This window comes from Nonomuraea cypriaca (assembly GCF_015645445.1).
Classification (GTDB): domain Bacteria; phylum Actinomycetota; class Actinomycetes; order Streptosporangiales; family Streptosporangiaceae; genus Nonomuraea; species Nonomuraea cypriaca.
The window spans coordinates 55,246-76,501 of sequence record NZ_JADOGI010000005.1 but is presented as its reverse complement, the minus strand read 5'-3'; the positions used below and the strand labels follow the sequence as shown (position 1 = coordinate 76,501).

Below are 21,256 nucleotides of genomic sequence, written 5' to 3'. Positions count from 1 at the left end.
CCGGTGGACCGCCGGGTCAATGGCTCAGGACCGCGTGCAGGAAGCTCTTGGTGCGTTCTTCCTTCGGCGCTTTGAAGATCTCTCCTGGGGGTCCCTGTTCGACCACGGATCCGTGGTCGAACATCACGACGCGATCCGAGATCTCCTCGGCGAAGCGCATCTCGTGGGTCACCATGAGCATGGTCATGTCGGTGGTCACCGCCAGCTCCCTGATGACGTTGAGCACCTCGCCGATCAGCTCGGGGTCGAGCGCCGACGTGGGTTCGTCGAAGAGCATCACCTTGGGCCGCATCGCCAGCGCGCGGGCGATGGCCACGCGCTGCTGCTGTCCGCCGGACAACTGCGGGGGCTTGTGGTCGAGGTGCTTCGACAGCCCGACCATCTCCAGCAGGTCGGTCGAACGCTGACGGGCCTCGTCCTTGCCCAGCTTGAGCACGCGGATTGGCGCCTCGATGACGTTCTCGAGCGCGGTCATGTGGGGGAAGAGATTGAACTGCTGGAAGACCATGCCGACGTGGCGGCGGGTCTCCCGCATCTGCTTGGTCTCCTTGGGCCGTGAGCCGGGCTTGACGTCCCACAGCGTGTCGCCGTTGACCGTGACGAGGCCCGTGTCAGGGGTCTCCAGGGTCATCAGGATCCGCAGGATCGTGGTCTTCCCCGACCCGGAGGGCCCGATGATCGACACCTTCTCGCCCGACCTGACGTCGAAGTTCAGCGACCGGAGCACCTCGTTGTCTCCCCAGCGCTTGCTGACGTCGTCGAAGGAGATCATGACCTCGCGGTCCGCCGCGGGCGTGGATGCGGGCACCGGGGCCGAGCCGGTGTCAATGTGAGGGGGCAAGTCGACGCTCCAATCTCCGGACCATCTGGGAGGCAGGGTAGCTCACCAGGAGGAAGAGCAGGCCCGCGATGGTCAGTGGCTCCAGGTACCGGAAGTTGCTCGATCCGATCGCCTGCGCGTGGGCCAGCAGTTCGAACACGGTGATGGCGGACAGCACGGCCGAGTCCTTGAACATCTGGATGAGGTAGTTGCCCAGGATGGGGATCACCGACCGGACGGCCTGAGGCAGGATGATCCGGGTCCAGGTGGCGCCGATGGGCAGGTTGAGCGCCTTCGCCGCTTCCCATTGCCCTGGCGGCACGTCGTGGATCCCTGAGCGGTAGACCTCGGCCGTGTAGGCGCTGTAGTTGATGCCGATCACGACGATGCCGGTGGCCATCGGACTGAAGCTCAGGCCGTAGTTGGGCAGGATGAAGAACGCGCAGTACGCCTGGATCAGCAGCGGCGTTCCCCGTACGAACTGGACGTAGAAGTCGAATATCTGCGACACGACCGGCAGACGTGAGAACCGCAGGACCGCTACCACCAGCCCGAGGAGCATCGCGATGACGGTGCCCGCGAGGGTGATCTGGACGGTCACCCACAGTCCCCGAAGCAGCTCGGGAACGATCGACGCCGCGAACGTGGAGTCCCAAATCATCCGGGCACACCTGCCTTCACGAGCGGACCCGGCAGGCTTGACCTGGGCCGGCGGTCAAGGGCGAATCGCCGCTCCAGCCACTTCATCAGCAGTGAGATCAGCGACGAGAGCACGAAGTAGAACACGAGGATGGTGAGGAACACAGCCGTCGTCTGCCCGGTGGTGTTGCGCACCATCTGCCCGGTGAACGTGAGGTCCGCGACCGTGACGAGCGAGACCAGAGAGGTGTTCTTGAGCAGGTCCACCAGCACGTTGCAGAACGGCGGCAACATGGCGGGGATGGACTGGGGTATCAGCACGCGCCGCATCCTCAGTGCCCGGCCCATGCCGAGGGCCACGCACGCCTCGGTCTGCCCGGCGGCGCGCGAGCTGATCGTGCCACGTACGATCTCGGCCGCGTACGACCCCTCGTTGAGCCCCAGCGCCAGCACCGCCGCGGTGAGCGGGGCGAGCTGGAAGCCGAAGAAGGGCAACGCGAAGAAGAACCAGAACATCTGCACCAGCAGGGAGGTGCCGCGGAAGACCTCGACGAAGACGCCCGCCGGCCACCGAAGCCACCAGTGCTGCGAGAGCCGGGCGAGACCCGCTGTGAACGCGGTCACCACCGCGACGACGGCGCTGAGAACCGTGACGAGCAACGTGACGAGCAGCCCCTGCAGCAGCAGCGGCGCGTAGGCGATGACATCAGACATGGGTCGCCGGTTCCGTCGTCGAATTCGGCGCCGGGTTACGCGGCCGGTGGCGGTGATGGCCCACGCGCGTCAGCCGTCGTTCTTGCACAGCTCGGCGGATGTGACGCCCTTGGTGGCCGCCGCGTCGAAGCCCCACTTCTTGAGGATGTCGGCGAACTCGGGGGTCTCCTTGAACGCGGCCAACTCCTTGTTGTACGCCGCCAGGAACGTCTTGTCGGTGGGCCGGAAGGCCGCCCCCGACCCGGTCACGGGCGCGTCGTCGACCGGCGCGGTGACCTCGAAGTCCTTGTCCTTCTCCCGCAGGGCCTGCAGCGACAGGGTCGGCAGGAAGAAGGCGTCGGCCCGCCCGGACCTCAGCGCCTCGATGCCGCTGCGCCCGTCGTCCACCTTGACCAGTTGCCCGTCGGGCACCTTGGCCGTCTTGAGTATCCCGTCCTCGAACCCGCCGGGAAGCACCGCGATCTTCAGCTCCGCGTTCGCGAGCACGTCGGCGACGGCGACTATCCGCTTCGGGTTGCCCGGCTTGACCCCGAAGGACTCCGTCGAGACTATGACCGGCTCGGAATAGAGGACCTCGGCGCAGCGTGACTGCTTCATGAACAGGCCCGCCGCGATGGCGTCCCACCGGTTGGCCTTCAGACCGGGGATCATCGACGCGTACGGGGTGATGATGCCCTGGACGTCGTTGATGCCCAGGCGCTTGCACACGGCGCGGAACACGTCAGGCTCGGCGCCCGTGACGTTTCCGTCCGCGGTGACCTGCGTGTACGGCGGCTCATTCGCGATGCCCACCCGCAGATACCCCTGCTTTCGCCCGGTCGCGAGCAGGTCCTGGGAAGCACTCGTGGACCCGGGGATCTCCGTGCGGCTACAGCCGGCGAGCCACGCGGTCAGCGGTGCGGCCACCGCGGCAGCGCCGAGGCCGCGAAGCAACGCTCTCCGCGAGGGGTCGTTGGTCATGTCGACTCCGATATCGTCGCGGCCGTCCGAGGGGACAGCGTTTGGAAGCCTGGATCCGCCGGGGGGTGGCGCGGGCCTCTGTTGTTGCTGACCGAAGCTAATCAGCTGGTGTAGCATTGTCAACAATCTTATTGATCCCTCGGGATATTGGAACGCGCTAGAAACATGTAGGAAACGTGTTTTTTCCGCAGCCGAAAGGTCATTCGTGAACGAACACCCCCGTCCTACGACCGTCGGCCTGCTGTATCCGGGCTTCGGTGCCGAGGACGACTTCCCCCAACTCGAGCGCCGGCTGGACGGACAGGTGCGCCTGCCCCTGGTGCACACTCCGGTCGGTGAGGACGCCCACAGAGTCGACGCCCTGCTGGACCTCGGCAGCCCAGAACGCCTGGCCGAAGGCGCCAGGCAACTGGCCGGCCGCGATCTCGACTCGGTGATGTGGGCCTGCACCTCGGGCAGCTTCGTCTTCGGCTGGGACGGCGCCCGCGAGCAGGTGAACGACGTGGCGAAGATCGTGGGGCTGCCCGTCTCGTCGACCTCGATCGCGTTCGTCGAGGCGGCGCGCGCGCTCGGTCTGCGCCGCGTCGCCGTCGCGGCTTCGTACCCGCGGGAGGTGGCGTCGCATTTCGTGGAGTTCCTGCGGCGCGGTGGAGTCGACGTCGCGTCGCTGGGCAGCCACGACATCCTCACGGCGGCCGAGGTCGGGACCCTCGGAAAAGAGCGCGTGGCGGCCATGGTCCGCGCCGGTGACGTCGGCGACGCGGAGGCCGTGCTGGTCCCCGACACCGCGATGCACTCGCTGGCGTGGCTGGACGACCTCGAAAGCGCCGTCGGCAAGCCGGTCCTCACCGCCAACCAGGTCACCGTCTGGGAAGGGCTGCGCATCGGGGGAGGAAGCACGCGCCTCGCGGGCCTGGGATCCCTCTTCCGCCTGTGACATCGGTGTTAAATCAGTGATCGCGACAGCAGGATGATGAACAATCCACCATCGACACGTTCGCTCGGCTCTCCGGATCGCAAACGGACGGGCGCTGCCAAAACGGAGACCAGCATGACCCTCGGCAGGTTCATCGCACCCGTGGACAGGGAGTCCACGCCGAGCATCATCGCCCGCAAGCTACGTGAGGCCATCGCCCACGGAGAGCTCCAGCCAGGCGCCCAGCTCGGCGAGGCCGACCTCGCCCGCGAACTCGGCGTGAGCCGCGGCCCGCTGCGAGAGGCCATGCAGCGTCTGACGCAGGAGGGTCTCCTCGTCTCGATCCGCAACCGTGGTCTGTTCGTCATCGAGCTGACCGACGACGACGTCTATGACATCTACCTGGCACGCACCGCCGTCGAGCGTACGGCCGCCGCCGAGATCTTCCGCCGCGATCCCGTCGCCGCGGGTACGCGGCTGGCTTCGATCATCAAGAAAATGGCGAAGGCTTCCGACCGTCTGGACGGAGAGAAGATCGGCGCGGCGGACCTGGAGTTCCACGAGGAACTCGTCCGGATGGCCGAAAGCCCGCGGCTGTCACGCATGCACCACACGCTGCTGACCGAGACACGCATGTGCGTCACGGCGCTGCAGGAGACCTACCCGCCGCCGGACGACCGCGTCCCCGAGCACGACGAGATCGCCGACGCGTTCAAGGCCGGCGACGCCGAACTCGTCGACCGTCTCCTCATCGAGCACATGCACGACGCGGTGGTCCGGCTCCGAGCGCGGGGGACCACCGCCTAGAGGCGCGCATCGGTCAGGCTAGGCCGATACCGATGTACTTGGTCTCCAGGAACTCCTCGATGCCGATCGGCCCGCCTTCGCGGCCGAGACCGGATGCCTTGACCCCGCCGAAAGGCGCGGCGGGGTTGGACACCACACCCTGGTTGATGCCGACCATGCCGGACTCCAGCGCCTCCGCGACCCGTAGCGCGCGCGACAGGTCGTTGGTGTACACGTAGTTGACCAGGCCGTACTCGGTGTCGTTGGCCGCTGCGACAGCCTCGTCCTCGGTGGTGAACGCCGTCAGCGGCGCGACCGGACCGAAGATCTCCTCGTGCCGCATCCGGGCCGACTCCGGCACGCCGGTCAGGACCGTCGGCGGATAGAAGAAGCCTGGCTGGTCCGGGATCTCTCCGCCGGTGAGCACCTTGGCGCCCCGCTCCACGGCGTCGCCCACCAGCCGCGCCACCTTCTCCCGCGCGGCGGCGTCGATGAGCGGGCCGACGCGGACGCCGTCGAGCACACCTCGCCCAACGGGCAGGGCGGCCATCTTCTCGGCCAGCTTCGCCCCGAAGTCGTCGATGACGTCCGCGTGGACGTAGATGCGGTTCGCGGAGGTGCAGGCCTCGCCGGAGTTGCGCATCTTCGCGGCGATCGCCCCGTCGACGGCCGCGGAGAGGTCGGCGTCGGGGAAGACGATGAACGCCGCGTTGCCACCGAGCTCCAGCGAGGTACGCAGCACCTTGTCGGCACACTGCTCCAGCAGCCGCCTGCCCACGGCGGTGGAACCCGTGAACGACAACTTGCGCGCCACGCCGGAGCGGATCAGAGGCTCCATGACCTCACCGGCGTTGCTCGTGGTCACGACGTTGACGGCGCCGTCCGGTACGCCGGCCTCGCGCAGGATCCCGGCCAGGGCCAGCATGGACAGTGGGGTTTGCGGGGCCGGCTTGATGATGCTGGTGCAGCCGGCGGCGATCGCGGGACCGATCTTGCGGGTGCCCATGGCCATGGGGAAGTTCCACGGTGTGACCAGCAGCGAAGGCCCGACGGGCTGCTTGGTCACGAGGAAACGGGCGCCTCCGGCCGGTGCGACCTGGTAACCGCCGTCGATGCGGACGGCCTCCTCGGCGAAGTGGCGGAAGAACTCCGCGGCGTAGGCGATCTCGCCTCGTGACTCCGCCAGGGGCTTGCCCATCTCCAGCGTCATGAGCAGGGCGAGGGTGTCGATGCGCTCGTGCAGCAGGCGAAAGGCCCGCATGAGCATGTCGGAACGTTCGCGCGGCGGGGTGGCGGCGAACGCGGCCTGCGCTGCGGCGGCGGCTTCGAGTGCGGCCATCCCGTCCTCGGGCGAGGCGTCCGACACGGCGCACAACACCTTGCCCGTCGAAGGATCCAGCACCTCGAAGGTGGCTCCCTGCGATGCGTCCGTCCACTTGCCGTTGATGAAGAGCTGTTTCGGCGCCGCGTCGATGACTGCGAGCTCACCGGCCTGATCAGGCATTCTCGTCCCTTCCGACGGCGGGCGCCGCTTCAGGGGGCTGACGCGGACCGCAAGCCGTTGTAGGTTATCTTCCAGTTTGATTGTCGACAATCTACCAGAGGAGCTCCAGTGGCAGCACTCTCTCCGATCCTCAAGCAGGCGACCGGAGTCCTCGCCGCGCGCGGCGAAGGCGTCCACATCTACGACGAAGAGGGGCGTCGCTACCTCGACTTCACCGCCGGGATCGGCGTGACCAGCACGGGGCACTGCCACCCCCGCGTGGTCGAGGCGGCCCAGCGCCAGGTGGCGACCCTCATCCACGCGCAGTACACGACGGTCATGCACCGCCCGCTGCTGGACCTGGTCGACCGTCTCGGCGAGGTGCTGCCCACCGGCCTCGACCGCCTGTTCTTCTCCAACTCCGGTTCCGAAGGGGTGGAGGCGGCCCTGCGCCTGGCCCGCCAGTCCACTGCCCGCCCGAACGTCATCGTCTTCCACGGCGGTTTCCACGGCCGGACCGTCGCGGCCGCGTCGATGACCACCTCGGGGACCAGATTCCGCTCCGGCTTCAGCCCCCTCATGGGCGGCGTCGTCATCGCGCCGTTCCCGAACCCCACCCACTACGGATGGGACGAGGACCAGGCGACCGACTTCGCGCTGCGCGAGTTGGACTATGTCCTTCAGACGGTGACGTCCCCGGAGGACACCGCGGCCTTCTTCGTCGAGCCGGTGCTGGGCGAGGGCGGCTACGTGCCGGCCAACACCCGTTTCCTGGCAGGGCTGCGCGAGCGCGCCGACAGGTACGGGATCCTGCTCGTCGTCGACGAGATCCAGACCGGGTGGGGGCGCACCGGCGAGTTCTGGGGCGGCGACCATTTCGGCGTCCGCGCCGACGTACTGATCATGGCCAAGGGCCTGGCCTCCGGCTTCCCGCTGTCGGCGATCGCCGCCCGCGCCGACCTCATGGAGAAGGCCTGGCCCGGATCGCAGGGCGGCACCTATGGTGCGAACGTGGTGGCCTGCGCCGCGGCACTCGCCACACTCGACGTGATCCAGAGCGAGGGCCTCGTACAGAACTCGGCCGCCCGCGGCGTCGAGCTGCGGGCCGCGCTGGAGGACGTCGCGTCCGGGAACGAGCGAATCACCGACGTGCGGGGCCTCGGCCTGATGCTGGGCAGCGAGTTCCGCGACGCGGAAGGAAACCCGGACGGCGCCACCGCCGCCGCGGCGCAGCACGAGGCGGCCAAGCGCGGCCTCCTGCTGCTGACCTGCGGCGCCTGGAGCGAAGTCGTCCGGTTCATCCCCGCGCTGGTCGTCGACTCCGAGCAGGTGAAGGAAGCCGGCAGCATCTGGGCGGACGCGGTGAGCGCGGTGACCGCCTGACGATCGCTCTCCGAAATCAGGGGGTGAGCCTGGCGGGCAGGGCGCGGTACCCGTTCGAGACGAAGGCCGTAGGCGATGGAGTGAACGAAGGTCAGTTCCTTGGTCAGGCTGATGACCCCGGGAATCGGTGGTTCTCCCTGTAGACGCCTGTGGACACGACGCGTCCGCCGGGACGGGCGGCCGCGGCGGCGCTGCGGAGACTGGACCCGCTCCCCGCGGCGTCGATCACCATACTCGCCGCCGGGCTCTCCGCACCCGAGCTCCTCGGCCGCGCGCCGCTGGTGGGGATGCCTCGCATCGACGTCGACGTCGTGCCCCGCGGCCTGTGCCGCCGCGGCGGCCAGCAGCCCGATGGACCCGCCGCCGAGCACCAGCGCCGCGGCGAAGCCGATGTCTGTTCCGCAGATCCCCGCTGCGACGACCGACAGGCGTACGCCGTTTCCTTCGGGCTACGGCACATCGACAGTGTGTATTCCGCCGTCGTGAATGACCGCGCGCATCGCGTACCTCACTTCACAAACGCAGACTCATTGCCTGGACAGCGCCGCGAGGATCTTATCCTGGGTGATCGGCAGGTCGCGGATGCGGCGGCCGATGGCGTGGTGGACGGCGTTGCCGATGGCCGCGGTCAGCCCGGTCGAGGGCACCTCGCCGAAGCCGCGGGCGCCCAGCGCGTCGCTGGAGGGGTCAGGACGGTTGATGAAGGTGACGTCCATGTCCGGTACGTCGGCGTTGACGGGCAGCAGATAGCCGGACAGGTTCGGCGTGACGATCCGGCCCAGATGGGGATCGACCAGGGCATGCTCGGTGAGCGCGATTCCCATGCACCAGATGGCCCCGCCGATGGCCTGGCTGCGCGCGGTCTTGGGGTTGAGCACCCGGCCGGGGTCGAAGACGCCGACGACCCGGCGTACGCTGACCCGCCCCAGGCCGGGATGGACGTGGACTTCGACGAAGAAGGCGCCGACCGAGTAACGCATCGGCGTCTGCTCCGGCGGCTGGACGGTGACCTCGATCGGCTGGCCGTGGCGGCGCATGACCTCGCGGTAGCTGATCCGCCGCGCGGGCCGGTCGGTGTCCGACAGGTAACCGTCGCCGACGCCGATCCGGTCGGGGGGCAATCCGTGCAGGGGGCTGCGGGGGTCGGCCACGGTGAGGGCGATCACCCGTTCGCGGGCCTGGGCCGCACACCGTACGACGGCGGCGCCGACGCTCGGCACGGTCGTCGAGGAAACGGACGGGACCGACTGCGGGAATGACGAGTCTCCCAGCGCGAACTCGACATTCCAGAGCCGCATGCCCAGCTCCTGGGCGCCGATCTGCGCCATCACCGTGTACGTGCCGGTCCCGAGGTCCTGCGTGCCAGAGCGGATCCGGGCGCCGCCGTCCACGGTGATCCGTACGGTGGCTCCCGCCCCTCCCAGGCCACCCGAGACGTGGGACGCGGTCGCCATTCCCCAGCCGATCAGCCCGTCGCGGTCCCGCATGGAACCGGGCCGGGGATCGCGCCGCGACCAGCCGAAGCGCTCCGCGCCCTGCCGGTAGCACTCGCGCAGGTAGCTGCTGCCGTGGCGCTCGCCGGTCTCCTGGTTGGTGGCCGACCAGTTGCGGATCCTCAGCTCGACCGGATCCAGGTCAAGCGCGTGGCTCAGCTCGTCCAGCGTGGACTCCAGGGCGTAGTTGGCCGAGGTCTCGGGCGAACGGGCGAAGTTGGCGGTCGGCAGGTCGAGGCGCACCGCCCGCATCGTCGTCCGCACGTTCGGGCACGCGTAGAGGATCTTGGTGGGTTCCGGGCCGTTGAACATCAGCTCATCGGTACGTGAGACCGACTGGGTGATGGTGTGGTCGATCGCGGTGAGCCGCCCGTCGCGGGTGGCGCCCATGCGCAGGAGGTGATGGCTCTCCGCGCGGTGACCGTGGCTGGTGTAGGCGTCCGCCCGCGTCAGCACCAGCTTGACCGGCCGCCTGACCTGCCGGGCGACCGCCGCGGCGAGGATGGGTTGCGGCCAGGTCAGGCCCTTGCCGCCGAACGCCCCGCCGATGAAGGGGCAGATGACACGGACGTTCTCGCGCGGGAGCCGGAAGGCCTCCATGAGCGAGTTCTGGACGTCGGTGATGGACTGGGTCGACACCCGGACCGTCAGCCGGTCGCCGTCCCAGATCGCGACCGCGGCCGTCGGTTCCATGGCGTTGTGGTGCTGCAGCGGACTCGAGTACGCGGCCTCGACCCTGACCTGCGCGGACTCCAGTCCTGCTGTGACGTCGCCGCGGGCGTAGGTGCTGGGACCGAAGGGCCCGGGCTCGGGCACGTACGCCTCGTCCATGCTGTCGGCCGGCACCACCTGCGGCGTCTCGGCACGGTAGGTCACCTCGACCAGGGCGGCCGCGTGCTGAGCCTGTTCGAGGGTCTGCGCCACCACCACCGCGACGGGCTGGCCGGCGTGCCGGACGCGGTCGTCCTGGACGGGCAGGAAACCCTTCACGTACAGGCTCTCCGGGCCCGGCACGGTGATGCGGGGCATGTTCCGGTGGGTGAGAACACCGAGCACTCCCGGCGCGGCGGTCGCCTTGGAGGTGTCCAAGGCCGTGATGCGGCCCCGCGCGATCGTGCTCATCACCAGTACGGCGTGGGTCACTCCGGCGACGTCGGCGTCCGCGACATAGCGGGCGGCGCCGGTGACCTTGGCGACACCGTCCACCCGGTCGATCGGCCTGCCGACCGTGGATGCGCTCATCGGGTCCTCCCGAACTGGTCGAGGATCTCGGACAGTGCCCGCCGCACCAGCGGCACCTTGAAGGCGTTGTGCCGGCGCGGCACGGCCTCGCGCACCAGCGCCGCGCCGGCCGCCCGGATCGTGGTCTCGTTCAGCGGGCGCCCGACCAGCGCCTGCTCGGCCGCGGGTGAACGCCACGGCTGGGGAGCGATGCCGCCGAACGCCAGACTCGCCTCCTCGACCACGCCGTCGCGCGACCGGATCAGCGCGGCCACCGAGACCACGGCGAACTCGAACGTCGCCCGGTCCCGCAACTTCAGATACCGCGAGCCGGTGGCCAGGGGAGTGACGGGGACGTCGATCCTGGTGATGAGCTCGCCCGGGCCAAGCACGGTCTCCCGGTGCGGGGTGTCTCCCGGCGGCAGGTAGAAGCCGGACATCGGGATGCCGCGCGGGCCTTCGGCGCTCAGGGTGCGCACCGTGGCGTTCAGCGCGGTCAGGGCCACCGCCAGATCAGAGGGGTGGACGGCGATGCAGTGGTCGCTGCCGCCCAGGATGGCATGCCACCGGTTCTGGCCCTCCAGCGCGGCGCAACCGCTGCCGGGCGTTCGCTTGTTGCACGGCATGGCGGAGTCCCTGAAGTACCAGCACCGCGTACGCTGCAGCAGATTGCCGCCCAGCGAGGCCATGTTCCGCACCTGCGGCGAGGCGCCGGCCAGCAGCGCCTGCGACAACACCGGCACACGACGGCGGACGGCCGGGTGCGCGGCCACATCGCTCATCCGGCTCAGCGCGCCGAGCTCGATCCTCGCATCGGATTCCCGGATGCCGGAGAGCGGCAGCGCGTTGATGTCGATCAGCCGGTCGTGGTGTTCGGCACCCTCCTTCATCAGGTTGAGCACATCGGTGCCTCCGGCGATGAAACGCGCGCCTGGCTGGGCGGCCAGGCGGACCGCCGTCTCTGGCCGATCGGCGCGGGTGTAGACGAAATCGTCCATCAGCGTGTCTCCTTGGCGGCCTGGCGGACCGAGGCCACGATGTTCGGGTAGCAGCCGCAGCGGCACAGGTTGCCGCTCATCCACTCGCGGATCTCCTCATCGGATCCGGTGTGTCCTTCGTCGACGCAGGCGACCGCCGACATGATCTGGCCGGGGGTGCAGAAGCCGCACTGCAGTCCGTCGTTCTCGATGAAGGCGGCCTGCACGGGGTGCAGCCGGTCGCCGCGGGCGAGGCCTTCCACGGTGATGATCTCGCGGCCCTCCTGCATGACCGCGAGGGTCAGACAGGACTTGATCCGCCGCCCGTCCGCCAGCACCGTGCAGGCGCCGCACTCGCCGCGGTCGCAGCCCTTCTTGGTGCCGGTGAGGCCGATCCGCTCACGCAGCGCGTCGAGCAGGGTCACCCGCGGCTCGAGCGTCTGATCGTGCAGCACGCCGTTGACCTTCAGTGACGTCCGTACGGGGCCGCCGTCCACGGCGGCGACGGCCTCGCCAGGACCGGAGAGCGCCGGTGCCGTCGCGACGACGGCAGCCGCCTTGATGACGGTACGCCTGGTCGGCTCGAATTCCGAGGAGGACTCCTCGCTGGACATGCTGATCACCTCACGGGTCGGGGCATTCACGCACCGGGGGAGTGGTGTCTCCATCGTTCGAGCGAGCAGCCGTCCACGTCCAAAGCCTGTTGCGCATCGCATTGCGATTCAGGCATCACCCCAGCTCAGACCGAGCAGTGGAAACGGGCCACGAACTTCTGCGCGGTACGCTTCATGAATGGCCGACTCAGCTCCCGCCCTGGACCTCGATCTACGGTTGGTGCGCTACTTCACGGCTGTCGCCGAGCACCGGCACTTCGGCCACGCCGCCGAGTCCCTCCACGTCACCCAGCCGTCCCTGAGCCGTCAGATCCGCCGGCTCGAGCAGCAGCTGGGCGCTCGCCTGCTGGACCGCACCCCGCAGGGCACGCGCCTCACCGAGGCGGGAGAGGTCTTCCTGCCCCGCGCCAAGGCGCTGCTGCGCTCGGCCGCCCAGGCCGCGGCCCACACCCGTGCCGCCGCCCGGCCCAGCAGGATCATCATCGGTTACACCATGAACGTGACCGTCACGCCCGCGGTGCGTGAGCTGCGCCACCAGCACCCGGACGCCGACGTACGCACTGTGCTGCTGGCCTGGAACGAGTCGCGCGAGGCCCTGCTCGAGGGCCGAGTGGACGCGGCGGTGACCCGGCTGCCGCTCCGGACCGGCCGACTCCATGTGACGGTCCTCTACGACGAACCCCGGGTGCTGCTGGTCCCCCTCGACCACCGCCTGGCCGGCAAGGAATCGGTCACCCTCGACGACATCGCCGGCGAGCCCCTGCCCCAGCTGCCCGACCCGGCCTGGAACGCGTTCTGGCGCATCGACCCCCGGCCCGACGGAAGCCCCGCGCCCGACGGCCCCCTCGTCGAGGCCCTCGATGACAAGCTCGAACTCATCGCCGCCGGCCAGGCCGTGGCCATCGTTTCCGCGGGTCTCCGCGCGGAGAGCCTCCGCCCCGACCTCACCACCGTCCCCCTGCACGGCGTCGAGCCGAGCCACGTCGTGCTCGCCACCCGCGCCGGCGACGGCAACCGCCTGCTCGCCGCTTTCCGCAAATCCGCCGAGAAGCACCTCACGGGTGACTTCGCCTGACCGAGCGATGATCAGGATTGCTCGGGCCTCAACTCCGACACCTCGCGGACGCCGCGCAGCGGGGAGAAGACCAGAAACAGCGGCGCGGCCGCACGTCGAAGGTGCCCGCGAGGGGTGAGAGGTCGTGCCTGGAACGGTCCCTGTAGCCTTGAGCGCATTGCCCTCGCCCGGGATACCGATCAAGTCGGCATGGAGTAAAGGAGTTGGTAAAAGCGCGCACACCCGGAGACCAGCCGATCGCACCACACGAGGAGATCCGTGGATCTTTCGAAAACAGCCCTCATTCTCATCGATATGCAGCAGGAAAGTAAGTACGGCATCGAGAATGTGAATGGCGCCGTCGCGGCGACCGTGCCTCTCATCGGCGAATGCCGGCGACTCGGCGTCCCTGTCATCTACACGCGGCACGTCAGCCGGGCCGACGCGATCGGCCTGCCCAACAACGAGGTGCTCGACGACGAGGGCAAGCCCGTCCACTACCGGTCCGATTCCGACACCATGCAGGTCATCGACGAGATCGCCCCGCGTCCCGAGGACATCGTCATCGACAAGCACCGGTGGAGCGCCTTCTATGAGACGTCACTCGACCTGGTGCTGCGCAGTCTCGGCGTGAAGCACCTGATCATCGGCGGCTTCGTCACGGACGGCTGCCTGATGACCACCGTCTTCGACGGCTACGCGCGTGACTACCAGGTCAACCTCGTCAAGGACGTCTGCGCCGCCACCAACGACGGCTCCCACAAGGCCGCGATCCTCATGATGGCCAACTGGGTCTACGACATCGAGATCTTCGACTCCACCGAGATGAGCAAGAAGCTGCGCGGCGAGCCCTACCACTCATGGCGATCGACCGCTCCGGACCAGTTGCAGTTCACCGCCGGCACCCTTGACGGGGTCTTCGCCAAGCTCGGCTGAGGCACGAGGGATTCCCCCATGAATACCACCGAAACTGAGCACCCCCAGGACCTGCCGGAAATCGACGACTCGCACGACGTCACCGCGAAGGACCAGCTCTGGCTCTTTCTCGTCGCGCTTCTTCCGTTCATGGCGGCGACCATCTGGTACGTGCAGCGTTGAACCCGGCTCTGGATGACTTTCACATATGACTAACAGCGAAACCATTCTCCCGCTCGCCCGCAAAGACAGGCACGCGGGTTTCCTGTCCATCTTCTGGCTCTGGGCCGGCGGCAACGTACTCCTCACCAACTTCGTCTCGGGCAGTTCGTACGCGCTCGGCCTCGGTTTCTGGCCCATGCTCGTGATCTCCGTGACGGGCTATCTGCTCGGGCTCGCGTTCTGCTCGTGGGACTCACAGCGCAGCGCCCGGTACGGCATCGACGAGATGGTGTCGCTTCGCCCGACGTTCGGCTACCACGGCTCGATCTACGGCGTCGTCGTGCTGGTCGGGGTGAACTTCGGCTGGGTCGGGATCCTCGCCTCCATGGCCGGATCGGCGATGAAGCTCGTCGTCCAGGACGTCGGCCATGGCCTGACCTTCGCCGGCGACTACACCGTCTACGCGCTCGGCGTCGGCATCGCGCTTCCCCTGATCATCGTCATGTTCAGCCAGAAGGCGGCCTTCCAGCTGTCGAAGATCGCCGTGCCCGTCCTGCTGGTGTTCGTCGCCTACATCCTCGTACGACTGGTCGCCGGCGGTTACTGGACCAAGGTCATGACGACGCCCAGTGACGGCTCCCAGTCCTGGATGAGCGCCTTCGAGATCATTTTCGCGTTCACCATCTCGTGGTTTCCCTACCTGGGCTCCTGGAACCGCTTCGCCAGAGGGGAACGCATCGGTTTCTGGGGGACCTACCTCGGTCTCGCGTCCACCGGCATCCTGTTCGCCGTGGTCGGCGGGATCGCCACCCTCGCCACCGGGCAGACCGACCCCGCACTGTGGTCCAACCAGCTCGACCTGGGCCTGGCCGCTCTGGTGATCATCGCGCTCGGCACGGTGACCTCGGTCACGCACCTGCTCGGATCCGGATCCATGGGCATCCTCAGCGTCGCCCCGAAGTGGAACTACCGCTGGGTGTGCGCGATCGTGACCATACCGTCGATCATCTTCGTCTTCGCGACCTCGCTCCAGGAGATCTTCAACTTCCTGCTCATCTTCGTCGGTCTCCTCGCCGGCCCCTACTGGGGGATCGCCCTCACCGACTACTTCTTCCTCCGCGGGCAGAAGATCGACGTGCGCGCGTGCTACGACCCGAAGGGAAAGTACCGCTTCACCGGGGGCGTCAACCTCGTCGCCGTCGCATGCATGATCGCGGGTATGGCGGTCTGGCTGTTCCTCGGCGGCTGGCTCAGCGCGATCGACATGTTCACCTTCTCCGCCGGCGAGTCCCTGTTCCAGTACATCTCCGCCACGCTGCCCTCCATGATCGTCTCGGGGGCGCTCTACTACGTGGTGGCGAAGTGGTTCTTCGCCGACCGCGTGATGGGCGGTTACCAGCGGACACCGGAGACCGTCGGCCGGGGTGACGCGGCGCGGCCTTACGAGGTCGGCCCGCGCTGAGGCGACGCCGAGCTCGTGGGATGAACAACTTCTGATCGGCCACGCCTCGCTGCCTGGACGACAGCGAACCGTGGACCTCCCGTTAAGAGCCGTGTATTCCCTGCCAACGACATCGCGGCAAACGTCCCCAACAATAATCGAGAGCGCCGGGCAGGATGCGGCTGGAAAGGACGCTCTCGCTCCAGGTGAGAGGGTCACATTCTCGGTACGACTGTCACACAGTGGCGCCTTCGGAGCTCTTAGGGTGCGAACTCACGACAAACCACGGGGAGAGCCATCATGGGAAAAACCATCGCGAGGGTGGCAGTAGCCATCGCGGCGTCGGCAGGCCTCTGCGTCGCTGCCTCACCCGCGCAGGCCGATTCCGCCCAAGTTTTCGCGGGAAGCTGCAGCACCGGAAATTTCTGCCTCTTCGAGAACAACGACTTCAACAACGGAAACACCAATCACTGGCGCGATATCGTGCACGACGACAGCGACTTCAGGGGCAACCACTGGCGGGATGGAAACGGCTACCTCACGGACGACGACATGAATGACGAGACCAGTTCGATCAAGAATCGGGCCGGTTGCACGGTGACCCTCTACAAGGATCCGGACTATAAGGGCGACAGCACTCCGTTCGCCAATGGGAAGAACGACGGGTACCTGGCAAACGACAACGTAGAGGACAACGCCGCGACGTCGGCAAGGTTCGACGGCTGTTGACGGCGAGCTGAGTGGCCATGCGGAGGCCGGGATGCCGTGTGCCCGGCATCCCAGCCTCGCATCCCATCCAGTGGAACCCGAGGTCACATGTCGCGAATTCGCGCAGGCGCAGCGCTGATCCTCGTGCTGCCGATGCTCGCCGCCTGTACGGCCCAGCTTTCTCCGGGCTCCGCCGACGCTCCGACGCCCGTGGGCTTCACCGTTCTCCGGTTGGATCTTCCCTTCGATGAGTACAAGTGGAAACCGCGGGACATATGGTCACTGGAACGGGGACGCCAGATACTGGTGAAACGTTGCGTACGCGGGCGCGGGCTCAACTTCACCATGCCGGAGAACACCGGCGCCGAAGCACCCCCAGACGTATACGACAACAGCCGGCGATATGGCGTGGCGGACGAGAACGCGGCATCGCGATTCGGCTACCACCTTCCCGTGCGCCCGGACCAGGAACGACGCCGGAATCGAATTGAGGCGTGGAACAAAGGGGTGAGCGAAGCGGAGGAGGCCGCGATCTATGGCGGTAACGGGCAGCCCGGCTGCTACCAGCAGATCGATTCTTTTCTCGAACGCGGACTTCCCCGAGCGGATACCGACTGGCTGTCCGCGCAGAGTGCCGACTCCTTGCGGCGAACCGAACAACTCGAAGCCGTCACCCGAGCGAAGGAGGATTGGCGCAGGTGTATGTCGAGACTCGGCTTCGCCTACGCCAACCCTGACGCGGCGATCGGCGACCCGCGTTGGGACCTCGATGCCCCGGCGATCACCGAACGCGAGATCGAGACCGCGCAGGCAGACGTCCGATGCAAGCAATCGTCCGGACTCCTGAAGACCTGGCATGAAGCCGAGAGGACATTACAACACCAGATCATCCAGCGTAACCTGGAAAAATTCGATCTTCTCAGAGCCGGCAAAAACATACACCTGTCGAACGTAAGCCGGGCCGTGGCCGCCGAGTAAGTCAACCACCCGATAGTCCTTGAAAAGGTGGTGGCGGAAACTCGTCCCGGTCTCATGAAGCCAACTGGCGACACACCTTCCGCCTGAAGTTGATGGCCGAGCTCCCGAATGCGCGGCGGAACGCTCGGCTGAAGTCGGCGGGATGGGCGAAGCCCCATGCCGTGGCAATGGCGTGGATGGGAACGTCACGCAGTGAGGGATCGGCCAGATCGCTACGAGCACGTTCCAGCCGTTGCCGTCTGATCCAGGCGGTGACGGTGAGGCCCTGGGTCTGGAAGAGCCTGTGCAGGTGGCTGACGGAGATGTAATGGGCGGAGGCCACCGCGCTGGGTGTCAGGTCGGGCTCGCGAAGGTGCTGCTGGATGAAAGCCATGATGCGGCGGATGAGCGCGTTCCGACCGGATTTGTCGCGCACGTCGGCCAAGCCGGTCTCCAGCGCGTTGTTGAGCAGCGCGGAGATCAGATCCAGGAGTGCCATTCCCACCCGCGGGCCATCGGCGGGCCGGAAGCTGGGCCCGTGGTCGCACAAATCGGTGACGAAGTCGATCAGCAGCCCGCCGATCCCGTCCGCGGCCGGGATGGGCCGGCCCAGCAGCCCGTCCAGGTGTTCGGCCGGCACGTTGACCAGGGCCTTCGGGATGGAGACGCATGCCGTCCTGAGCCACTCGTCCGGCGGCCCGATCACACCCGAGATCACGCGTGCGGGATCATGGAGGAGCAAATCGCCGGCGCGGGCGCCACGTAAGGGAACGAACAGTTGGTAGGAGTCATCGGGCATCGGTTCTGGACCACGCGCCGGGATCACTGATTCCTTCGCCACGCGGAGGCCGCCGAGCTGTATGTGCTCCGTCATCATGGGCGCACCAGCCCGGCGATGCTTGCTCCCACGATCAGCACTCGTCTGTTCATCGATTGCCTTCTTTCCGCACGCCGAGGAAAGGGCTCCCCGCCCGCCTTGCCGGCGGGCGCGGCCGCCCCTTCGGCTGAGGGTGGATCTCGCTCAGGGATCGCCACGCGGATCGGGCCGATGCGGGGGATCGACAGGTACCGCATCAGTTCCTCGACGTGTCTTGCCCCAAGGCAACCGTGCCGTAGAGCGTTGAAAACTCGCTGAAAAGACCGTGAAACGCCAGCCCGCCGCCACTTCTGTCGCGCGCCGAGCCCGATCAGCGGCCGTAGGTGCCGACCAGCGTGCCCGAGGCCAGCACCCTTCCCTCGATCGCGCGCCGGAGGTCCGCGGTCGAGAAGCCGTCCGCCAGGCCGGTCGGCTCGGACAGGGCGTAGAGGCGGAAGAAGTAGCGATGAGTGTCGCCCGGCGGCGGATGCGGGCCGCCGTACCCCTGACTGCCGAAGTCATTGCGGCCGGTGACGAACCCCTTCAGTTCTGCCCCGGCGTCCAGCTCCGTGGTGTCCGGCGGGATGCCCGCGGCCAGCCAGTGGGTGAAGGTGCCGCTGGGGGCGTCCGGGTCCTCACACATCAACGCCAGTTCGGCCGTCCCGTCGGGTACGTCGGCCCACTGCAGATGCGGTGAGACGTCGCCAGCCTCGTGGGAGTGCCCGTGCGGGATCATCGCGTGATCGTTGAAAGCCATGCTCCGTAGTGCTATCCCAGCCATGCTCACCTGCTGCCCCGCAGGCCCGGTTCGACACACTCGGCTCATCCGACGCGCTGTCCATCGGCGTCGGCGCTGATGTTCTGGTCATCCATCACGGGTAGCCGATCGGGGAACCTGCGGCGCACGGAGGTTCCCGGGCCGGTATCAGTCGGTGAAGTAGTGGCCCTGCTCAAGGTCGGCGATCAGGCCGGGATGGACCGGCTCCCAGTCCAGTAGTCTGCCGATGCCCATGAGGGTCTTGCCCGTGCCGGCCAGCGTGGCGCCGAGCGTCTGTACCACGGCGTGGTCGGCGGAGGCCGCCCCGGCGAAGCCCGCCGCGGTCATGGTGCCGTGGTCGAACGCGAGGTGCACGACTGCGTCCGATCGGCCGCGGCTTCGCGCAGCCCGTTGGAGGTGGCCGAGGTCGCCGCGGCGCACCTGGGCGCCCATGGCCTGGACGGCGGCGGCCGAGGCCCCGATGCGATCGCCGCGTCGCCCGGCCCAGCCACGCCGCTGCAGGCGGTCGCCGCGGCCTCGACGCCCTCACGGCCACCTTCACCGACGGCCGCCGCGAGTTCGCCGCCGGCCGGGGCGATCGCGCCTCCAGGGAGTGGCCGAGCACGATCGCCCCGTCGATCCCGGCCGCTCTCTCATACCAGGTAGCGCAGCCACAGATACGGAACGCACAGCACGATGGTCACCACGGTGACGATCAAGCCGTACTTGGTGAACTGCCAGAAACTGATCGGATGGCCGTTGCGGGCAGCGATGCCCAGGACGACCACGTTGGCCGCGGCGCCCACGGCCGTGGCGTTGCCGCCCAGATCGGCGCCGAACGCCAGCGCCCACCACAGCACGTGCGGCCCCCCGCCGGTGCCGCCGTCGGCGTGGACGAGTTGTTCCACGATCGGGCTCATCGTGGCCACGTAGGGGATGTTGTCCACGATCGCCGACACCACGGCCGAACCGCCGAGCAGGCCCAGCGCCGTCAGTTCGGGCTGGCCCGCGGTGGCGCTGACCGCGGCCTGGGACAACTGGCCGATGACGCCGGTGTGCACCAGCGCGCCGACCATGACGAAAAGGCCGGCGAAGAACGTCAGTGTGGGCCATTCGACCTCGCTGATCGCCTCCTGGGTGGTCACCTTGGTGGCGGCCACGAGGATGCCCGCCCCCAAGATCGCCACCACCGACGGCTCGTAGTGCAGCACCGGGTGCAGCACGAACGCCGCCATCACCACGGCCAGCACCACCAGGCTCTGCGTGAGCAGCCGCCGGTCCTTGATGGCCTCGCGCTCGTTCAGGCTCATGATCTCCGCGGCCCGGTCCGGATCGTAGCGGAACGCGTCGCGGAACAGGACCCGGCACAGCAGGATGAAGACGGCCAGCAGCACGACGACCAGGGGCGCCATGTGGACCAGGAAGTCGTTGAAGCTCAGGTCGGCCCGGCTGGCGATGATGATGTTCGGTGGGTCGCCCACCAAGGTGGCGGCGCCGCCGATGTTGGAGGCCAGCACCTCGGCGATGAGATAGGGAATTACCGGCAGCGCCAGCCGCTCGCACACCAGGAACGTCACCGGCGCGATGAGCAGCACCGTGGTGACGTTGTCCAGCAGCGCTGAGGCGATCGCCGTGATGACCACGAGCAGCACCATCAGCTGGTACGGCCGGCCCTTGGCGCGTTTGGCCGCCCAGATCGCCAGGTACTCGAACACGCCGGTCTGCTTGAGCACGCCGACGATGACCATCATGCCGAGCAGCAGGAAGATGACGTTCCAGTCGATCCCGGTGTGCTCGTCGAAGAATGCGGTCTCGGCGTCGGTCGCGTGGATCAGCAGCATGATCCCCGCACCGCCCAGCGCGGCCGCCACCCGGTGGATCTTCTCGGTGGCGATCAGCACATAGGCGCACACGAAGACAGCTGTGGCCACCCAGGCGACGAAGCTCACAGGCCCGTCACCCGGTCCAGCAGCGCCTGCAAAGTGACGGCCCCCAGCAGGCGGTCCTCGTCCACGATCGCGACCAGCGGGCTGTGCGTACGGGCCATCATCGCGGCCAGCTCCAGCACGGTCGCGCCCGGATCGGCGACCGGCAGCTCACGCGGTTCGGGCGGCAGCGCCTCACGCACCGTACGGCCTGCCAGTGCGTCCAGGAAACGGTCGGCGTGCTGCTCGTCGATCACCCGGGCCAGCGCGGGATCGTCCTGGCAGTATCCGGGCACGGCCAGCCGCAGCACCTGCGTACCGGGCAGGATGCTGAACGGCAGCCCGCGATCGTCGACGACGATCAGCCCGGGAAGATCCTGCTCGGCCAGCAGCCGGGCGGCCTCGATCACAGGAGTGTCTAAGGAGAGCGTGGGGAACGCGGAGAGCAGGTCGCGTGCACGCATACAGGAGGCCT

Annotated in this window: 22 protein-coding genes; 9 read left to right on the top strand and 13 right to left on the bottom strand. The window is 67.9% G+C overall.

Annotated features, from left to right (window positions below; translation table 11 throughout):
* Positions 1–16: 16 nt before the first annotated feature.
* The 4 genes from ehuA to ehuB form a co-directional block, all read right to left on the bottom strand.
* Positions 17–841, bottom strand: coding sequence for an ectoine/hydroxyectoine ABC transporter ATP-binding protein EhuA (ehuA, locus tag ITP53_RS03190; RefSeq protein WP_407941210.1), 825 nt, complete (start codon positions 839–841; stop codon positions 17–19).
* A complete protein-coding gene (gene ehuD / locus ITP53_RS03185) occupies positions 825–1,481 on the bottom strand; it encodes an ectoine/hydroxyectoine ABC transporter permease subunit EhuD (protein ID WP_195893747.1) in 657 nt (218 codons plus the stop codon). Before ehuD ends, ehuA begins: the two co-directional genes overlap by 17 nt.
* A complete protein-coding gene (gene ehuC, locus ITP53_RS03180) occupies positions 1,478–2,173 on the bottom strand; it encodes an ectoine/hydroxyectoine ABC transporter permease subunit EhuC (RefSeq protein ID WP_195893746.1) in 696 nt (231 codons plus the stop codon). Before ehuC ends, ehuD begins: the two co-directional genes overlap by 4 nt.
* Before the next feature lie 69 nt (positions 2,174–2,242).
* Positions 2,243–3,133, bottom strand: a complete 891-nt coding sequence (gene ehuB, locus ITP53_RS03175; RefSeq protein ID WP_195893745.1) for an ectoine/hydroxyectoine ABC transporter substrate-binding protein EhuB — start codon at positions 3,131–3,133, stop codon at positions 2,243–2,245.
* Between the two features lie 205 nt (positions 3,134–3,338).
* Here ehuB and ITP53_RS03170 point away from each other — a divergent pair, with 205 nt between their 5' ends.
* Positions 3,339–4,070 carry a maleate cis-trans isomerase family protein gene (locus ITP53_RS03170; RefSeq protein ID WP_195893744.1) on the top strand — a complete coding sequence of 244 codons (732 nt, stop codon included), beginning with the start codon at positions 3,339–3,341 and terminating at the stop codon, positions 4,068–4,070.
* Positions 4,071–4,184: 114 nt separating this feature from the next.
* Positions 4,185–4,856 (top strand): GntR family transcriptional regulator, encoded by a 672-nt coding sequence (locus tag ITP53_RS03165; protein WP_195893743.1) that lies wholly within the window; start codon positions 4,185–4,187, stop codon positions 4,854–4,856.
* A gap of 13 nt (positions 4,857–4,869) precedes the next feature.
* Here the strand turns inward: ITP53_RS03165 and ITP53_RS03160 are convergent, their stop codons facing one another.
* Positions 4,870–6,339: an NAD-dependent succinate-semialdehyde dehydrogenase gene (locus ITP53_RS03160; protein ID WP_195893742.1), complete on the bottom strand. Its 1,470-nt coding sequence runs from the start codon at positions 6,337–6,339 to the stop codon at positions 4,870–4,872.
* A 108-nt stretch (positions 6,340–6,447) separates the two neighbouring features.
* Here ITP53_RS03160 and ITP53_RS03155 point away from each other — a divergent pair, with 108 nt between their 5' ends.
* Positions 6,448–7,701, top strand: a complete 1,254-nt coding sequence (locus ITP53_RS03155) for an aspartate aminotransferase family protein (protein WP_195893741.1) — start codon at positions 6,448–6,450, stop codon at positions 7,699–7,701.
* A gap of 527 nt (positions 7,702–8,228) precedes the next feature.
* On the opposite strand, the gene ITP53_RS03150 is transcribed toward ITP53_RS03155, so the two are convergent.
* From ITP53_RS03150 to ITP53_RS03140, 3 genes are read right to left on the bottom strand one after another with little or no spacing between them, the layout of a single operon-like run.
* Positions 8,229–10,436: a xanthine dehydrogenase family protein molybdopterin-binding subunit gene (locus ITP53_RS03150; protein ID WP_195893740.1), complete on the bottom strand. Its 2,208-nt coding sequence runs from the start codon at positions 10,434–10,436 to the stop codon at positions 8,229–8,231.
* Positions 10,433–11,413 (bottom strand): FAD binding domain-containing protein, encoded by a 981-nt coding sequence (locus ITP53_RS03145; protein WP_195893739.1) that lies wholly within the window; start codon positions 11,411–11,413, stop codon positions 10,433–10,435. Before ITP53_RS03145 ends, ITP53_RS03150 begins: the two co-directional genes overlap by 4 nt.
* On the bottom strand, positions 11,413–12,006 hold the full coding sequence (locus ITP53_RS03140; protein ID WP_195893738.1) for a (2Fe-2S)-binding protein: 594 nt from the start codon (positions 12,004–12,006) through the stop codon (positions 11,413–11,415). Before ITP53_RS03140 ends, ITP53_RS03145 begins: the two co-directional genes overlap by 1 nt.
* A gap of 178 nt (positions 12,007–12,184) precedes the next feature.
* On the opposite strand from ITP53_RS03140, the gene ITP53_RS03135 reads away from it, so the two are divergent.
* From ITP53_RS03135 to ITP53_RS03110, 6 genes are all read left to right on the top strand, one after another.
* Positions 12,185–13,081: a LysR family transcriptional regulator gene (locus tag ITP53_RS03135; RefSeq protein ID WP_195893737.1), complete on the top strand. Its 897-nt coding sequence runs from the start codon at positions 12,185–12,187 to the stop codon at positions 13,079–13,081.
* Between the two features lie 258 nt (positions 13,082–13,339).
* Positions 13,340–13,996: a cysteine hydrolase family protein gene (locus tag ITP53_RS03130; RefSeq protein WP_195893736.1), complete on the top strand. Its 657-nt coding sequence runs from the start codon at positions 13,340–13,342 to the stop codon at positions 13,994–13,996.
* A gap of 18 nt (positions 13,997–14,014) precedes the next feature.
* Positions 14,015–14,158 carry a hypothetical protein gene (locus ITP53_RS03125; protein ID WP_195893735.1) on the top strand — a complete coding sequence of 48 codons (144 nt, stop codon included), beginning with the start codon at positions 14,015–14,017 and terminating at the stop codon, positions 14,156–14,158.
* 25 nt (positions 14,159–14,183) lie between these two features.
* On the top strand, positions 14,184–15,599 hold the full coding sequence (locus ITP53_RS03120; RefSeq protein ID WP_195893734.1) for a purine-cytosine permease family protein: 1,416 nt from the start codon (positions 14,184–14,186) through the stop codon (positions 15,597–15,599).
* 279 nt (positions 15,600–15,878) lie between these two features.
* A complete protein-coding gene (locus ITP53_RS03115; RefSeq protein ID WP_195893733.1) occupies positions 15,879–16,307 on the top strand; it encodes a peptidase inhibitor family I36 protein in 429 nt (142 codons plus the stop codon).
* 87 nt (positions 16,308–16,394) lie between these two features.
* Positions 16,395–17,264, top strand: coding sequence for a hypothetical protein (locus ITP53_RS03110; protein WP_195893732.1), 870 nt, complete (start codon positions 16,395–16,397; stop codon positions 17,262–17,264).
* A gap of 52 nt (positions 17,265–17,316) precedes the next feature.
* Here the strand turns inward: ITP53_RS03110 and ITP53_RS03105 are convergent, their stop codons facing one another.
* The 5 genes from ITP53_RS03105 to ITP53_RS03085 all read right to left on the bottom strand — a co-directional run bounded on the left by ITP53_RS03105 (position 17,317) and on the right by ITP53_RS03085 (position 21,245).
* Positions 17,317–17,961 carry a helix-turn-helix domain-containing protein gene (locus tag ITP53_RS03105; protein ID WP_195893731.1) on the bottom strand — a complete coding sequence of 215 codons (645 nt, stop codon included), beginning with the start codon at positions 17,959–17,961 and terminating at the stop codon, positions 17,317–17,319.
* Between the two features lie 469 nt (positions 17,962–18,430).
* Positions 18,431–18,856 (bottom strand): YbhB/YbcL family Raf kinase inhibitor-like protein, encoded by a 426-nt coding sequence (locus tag ITP53_RS03100; RefSeq protein ID WP_236050380.1) that lies wholly within the window; start codon positions 18,854–18,856, stop codon positions 18,431–18,433.
* 168 nt (positions 18,857–19,024) lie between these two features.
* Complete coding sequence (locus ITP53_RS03095; RefSeq protein ID WP_195893729.1) at positions 19,025–19,231, bottom strand: hypothetical protein; 207 nt, start codon at positions 19,229–19,231, stop codon at positions 19,025–19,027.
* A 278-nt stretch (positions 19,232–19,509) separates the two neighbouring features.
* Positions 19,510–20,805 carry an ArsB/NhaD family transporter gene (locus ITP53_RS03090; protein WP_195893728.1) on the bottom strand — a complete coding sequence of 432 codons (1,296 nt, stop codon included), beginning with the start codon at positions 20,803–20,805 and terminating at the stop codon, positions 19,510–19,512.
* Positions 20,802–21,245: a CBS domain-containing protein gene (locus tag ITP53_RS03085; RefSeq protein ID WP_195893727.1), complete on the bottom strand. Its 444-nt coding sequence runs from the start codon at positions 21,243–21,245 to the stop codon at positions 20,802–20,804. The genes ITP53_RS03090 and ITP53_RS03085 overlap by 4 nt, the downstream gene beginning before the upstream one ends.
* Positions 21,246–21,256: the final 11 nt, after the last annotated feature.

What these genes read in the sequence shown, in the direction of transcription:
- ehuD (WP_195893747.1), bottom strand. Translation starts at nt 1,481, where the DNA reads ATGATTTGGGACTCCACGTTCGCGGCGTCGATCGTTCCCGAGCTGCTT.
- ehuC (WP_195893746.1), bottom strand. Translation starts at nt 2,173, where the DNA reads ATGTCTGATGTCATCGCCTACGCGCCGCTGCTGCTGCAGGGGCTGCTC.
- ehuB (WP_195893745.1), bottom strand. Translation starts at nt 3,133, where the DNA reads ATGACCAACGACCCCTCGCGGAGAGCGTTGCTTCGCGGCCTCGGCGCT.
- ITP53_RS03165 (WP_195893743.1), top strand. Translation starts at nt 4,185, where the DNA reads ATGACCCTCGGCAGGTTCATCGCACCCGTGGACAGGGAGTCCACGCCG.
- ITP53_RS03160 (WP_195893742.1), bottom strand. Translation starts at nt 6,339, where the DNA reads ATGCCTGATCAGGCCGGTGAGCTCGCAGTCATCGACGCGGCGCCGAAA.
- ITP53_RS03150 (WP_195893740.1), bottom strand. Translation starts at nt 10,436, where the DNA reads ATGAGCGCATCCACGGTCGGCAGGCCGATCGACCGGGTGGACGGTGTC.
- ITP53_RS03145 (WP_195893739.1), bottom strand. Translation starts at nt 11,413, where the DNA reads ATGGACGATTTCGTCTACACCCGCGCCGATCGGCCAGAGACGGCGGTC.
- ITP53_RS03140 (WP_195893738.1), bottom strand. Translation starts at nt 12,006, where the DNA reads ATGTCCAGCGAGGAGTCCTCCTCGGAATTCGAGCCGACCAGGCGTACC.
- ITP53_RS03135 (WP_195893737.1), top strand. Translation starts at nt 12,185, where the DNA reads ATGGCCGACTCAGCTCCCGCCCTGGACCTCGATCTACGGTTGGTGCGC.
- ITP53_RS03125 (WP_195893735.1), top strand. Translation starts at nt 14,015, where the DNA reads ATGAATACCACCGAAACTGAGCACCCCCAGGACCTGCCGGAAATCGAC.
- ITP53_RS03120 (WP_195893734.1), top strand. Translation starts at nt 14,184, where the DNA reads ATGACTAACAGCGAAACCATTCTCCCGCTCGCCCGCAAAGACAGGCAC.
- ITP53_RS03115 (WP_195893733.1), top strand. Translation starts at nt 15,879, where the DNA reads ATGGGAAAAACCATCGCGAGGGTGGCAGTAGCCATCGCGGCGTCGGCA.
- ITP53_RS03110 (WP_195893732.1), top strand. Translation starts at nt 16,395, where the DNA reads ATGTCGCGAATTCGCGCAGGCGCAGCGCTGATCCTCGTGCTGCCGATG.
- ITP53_RS03100 (WP_236050380.1), bottom strand. Translation starts at nt 18,856, where the DNA reads ATGGCTTTCAACGATCACGCGATGATCCCGCACGGGCACTCCCACGAG.
- ITP53_RS03085 (WP_195893727.1), bottom strand. Translation starts at nt 21,245, where the DNA reads ATGCGTGCACGCGACCTGCTCTCCGCGTTCCCCACGCTCTCCTTAGAC.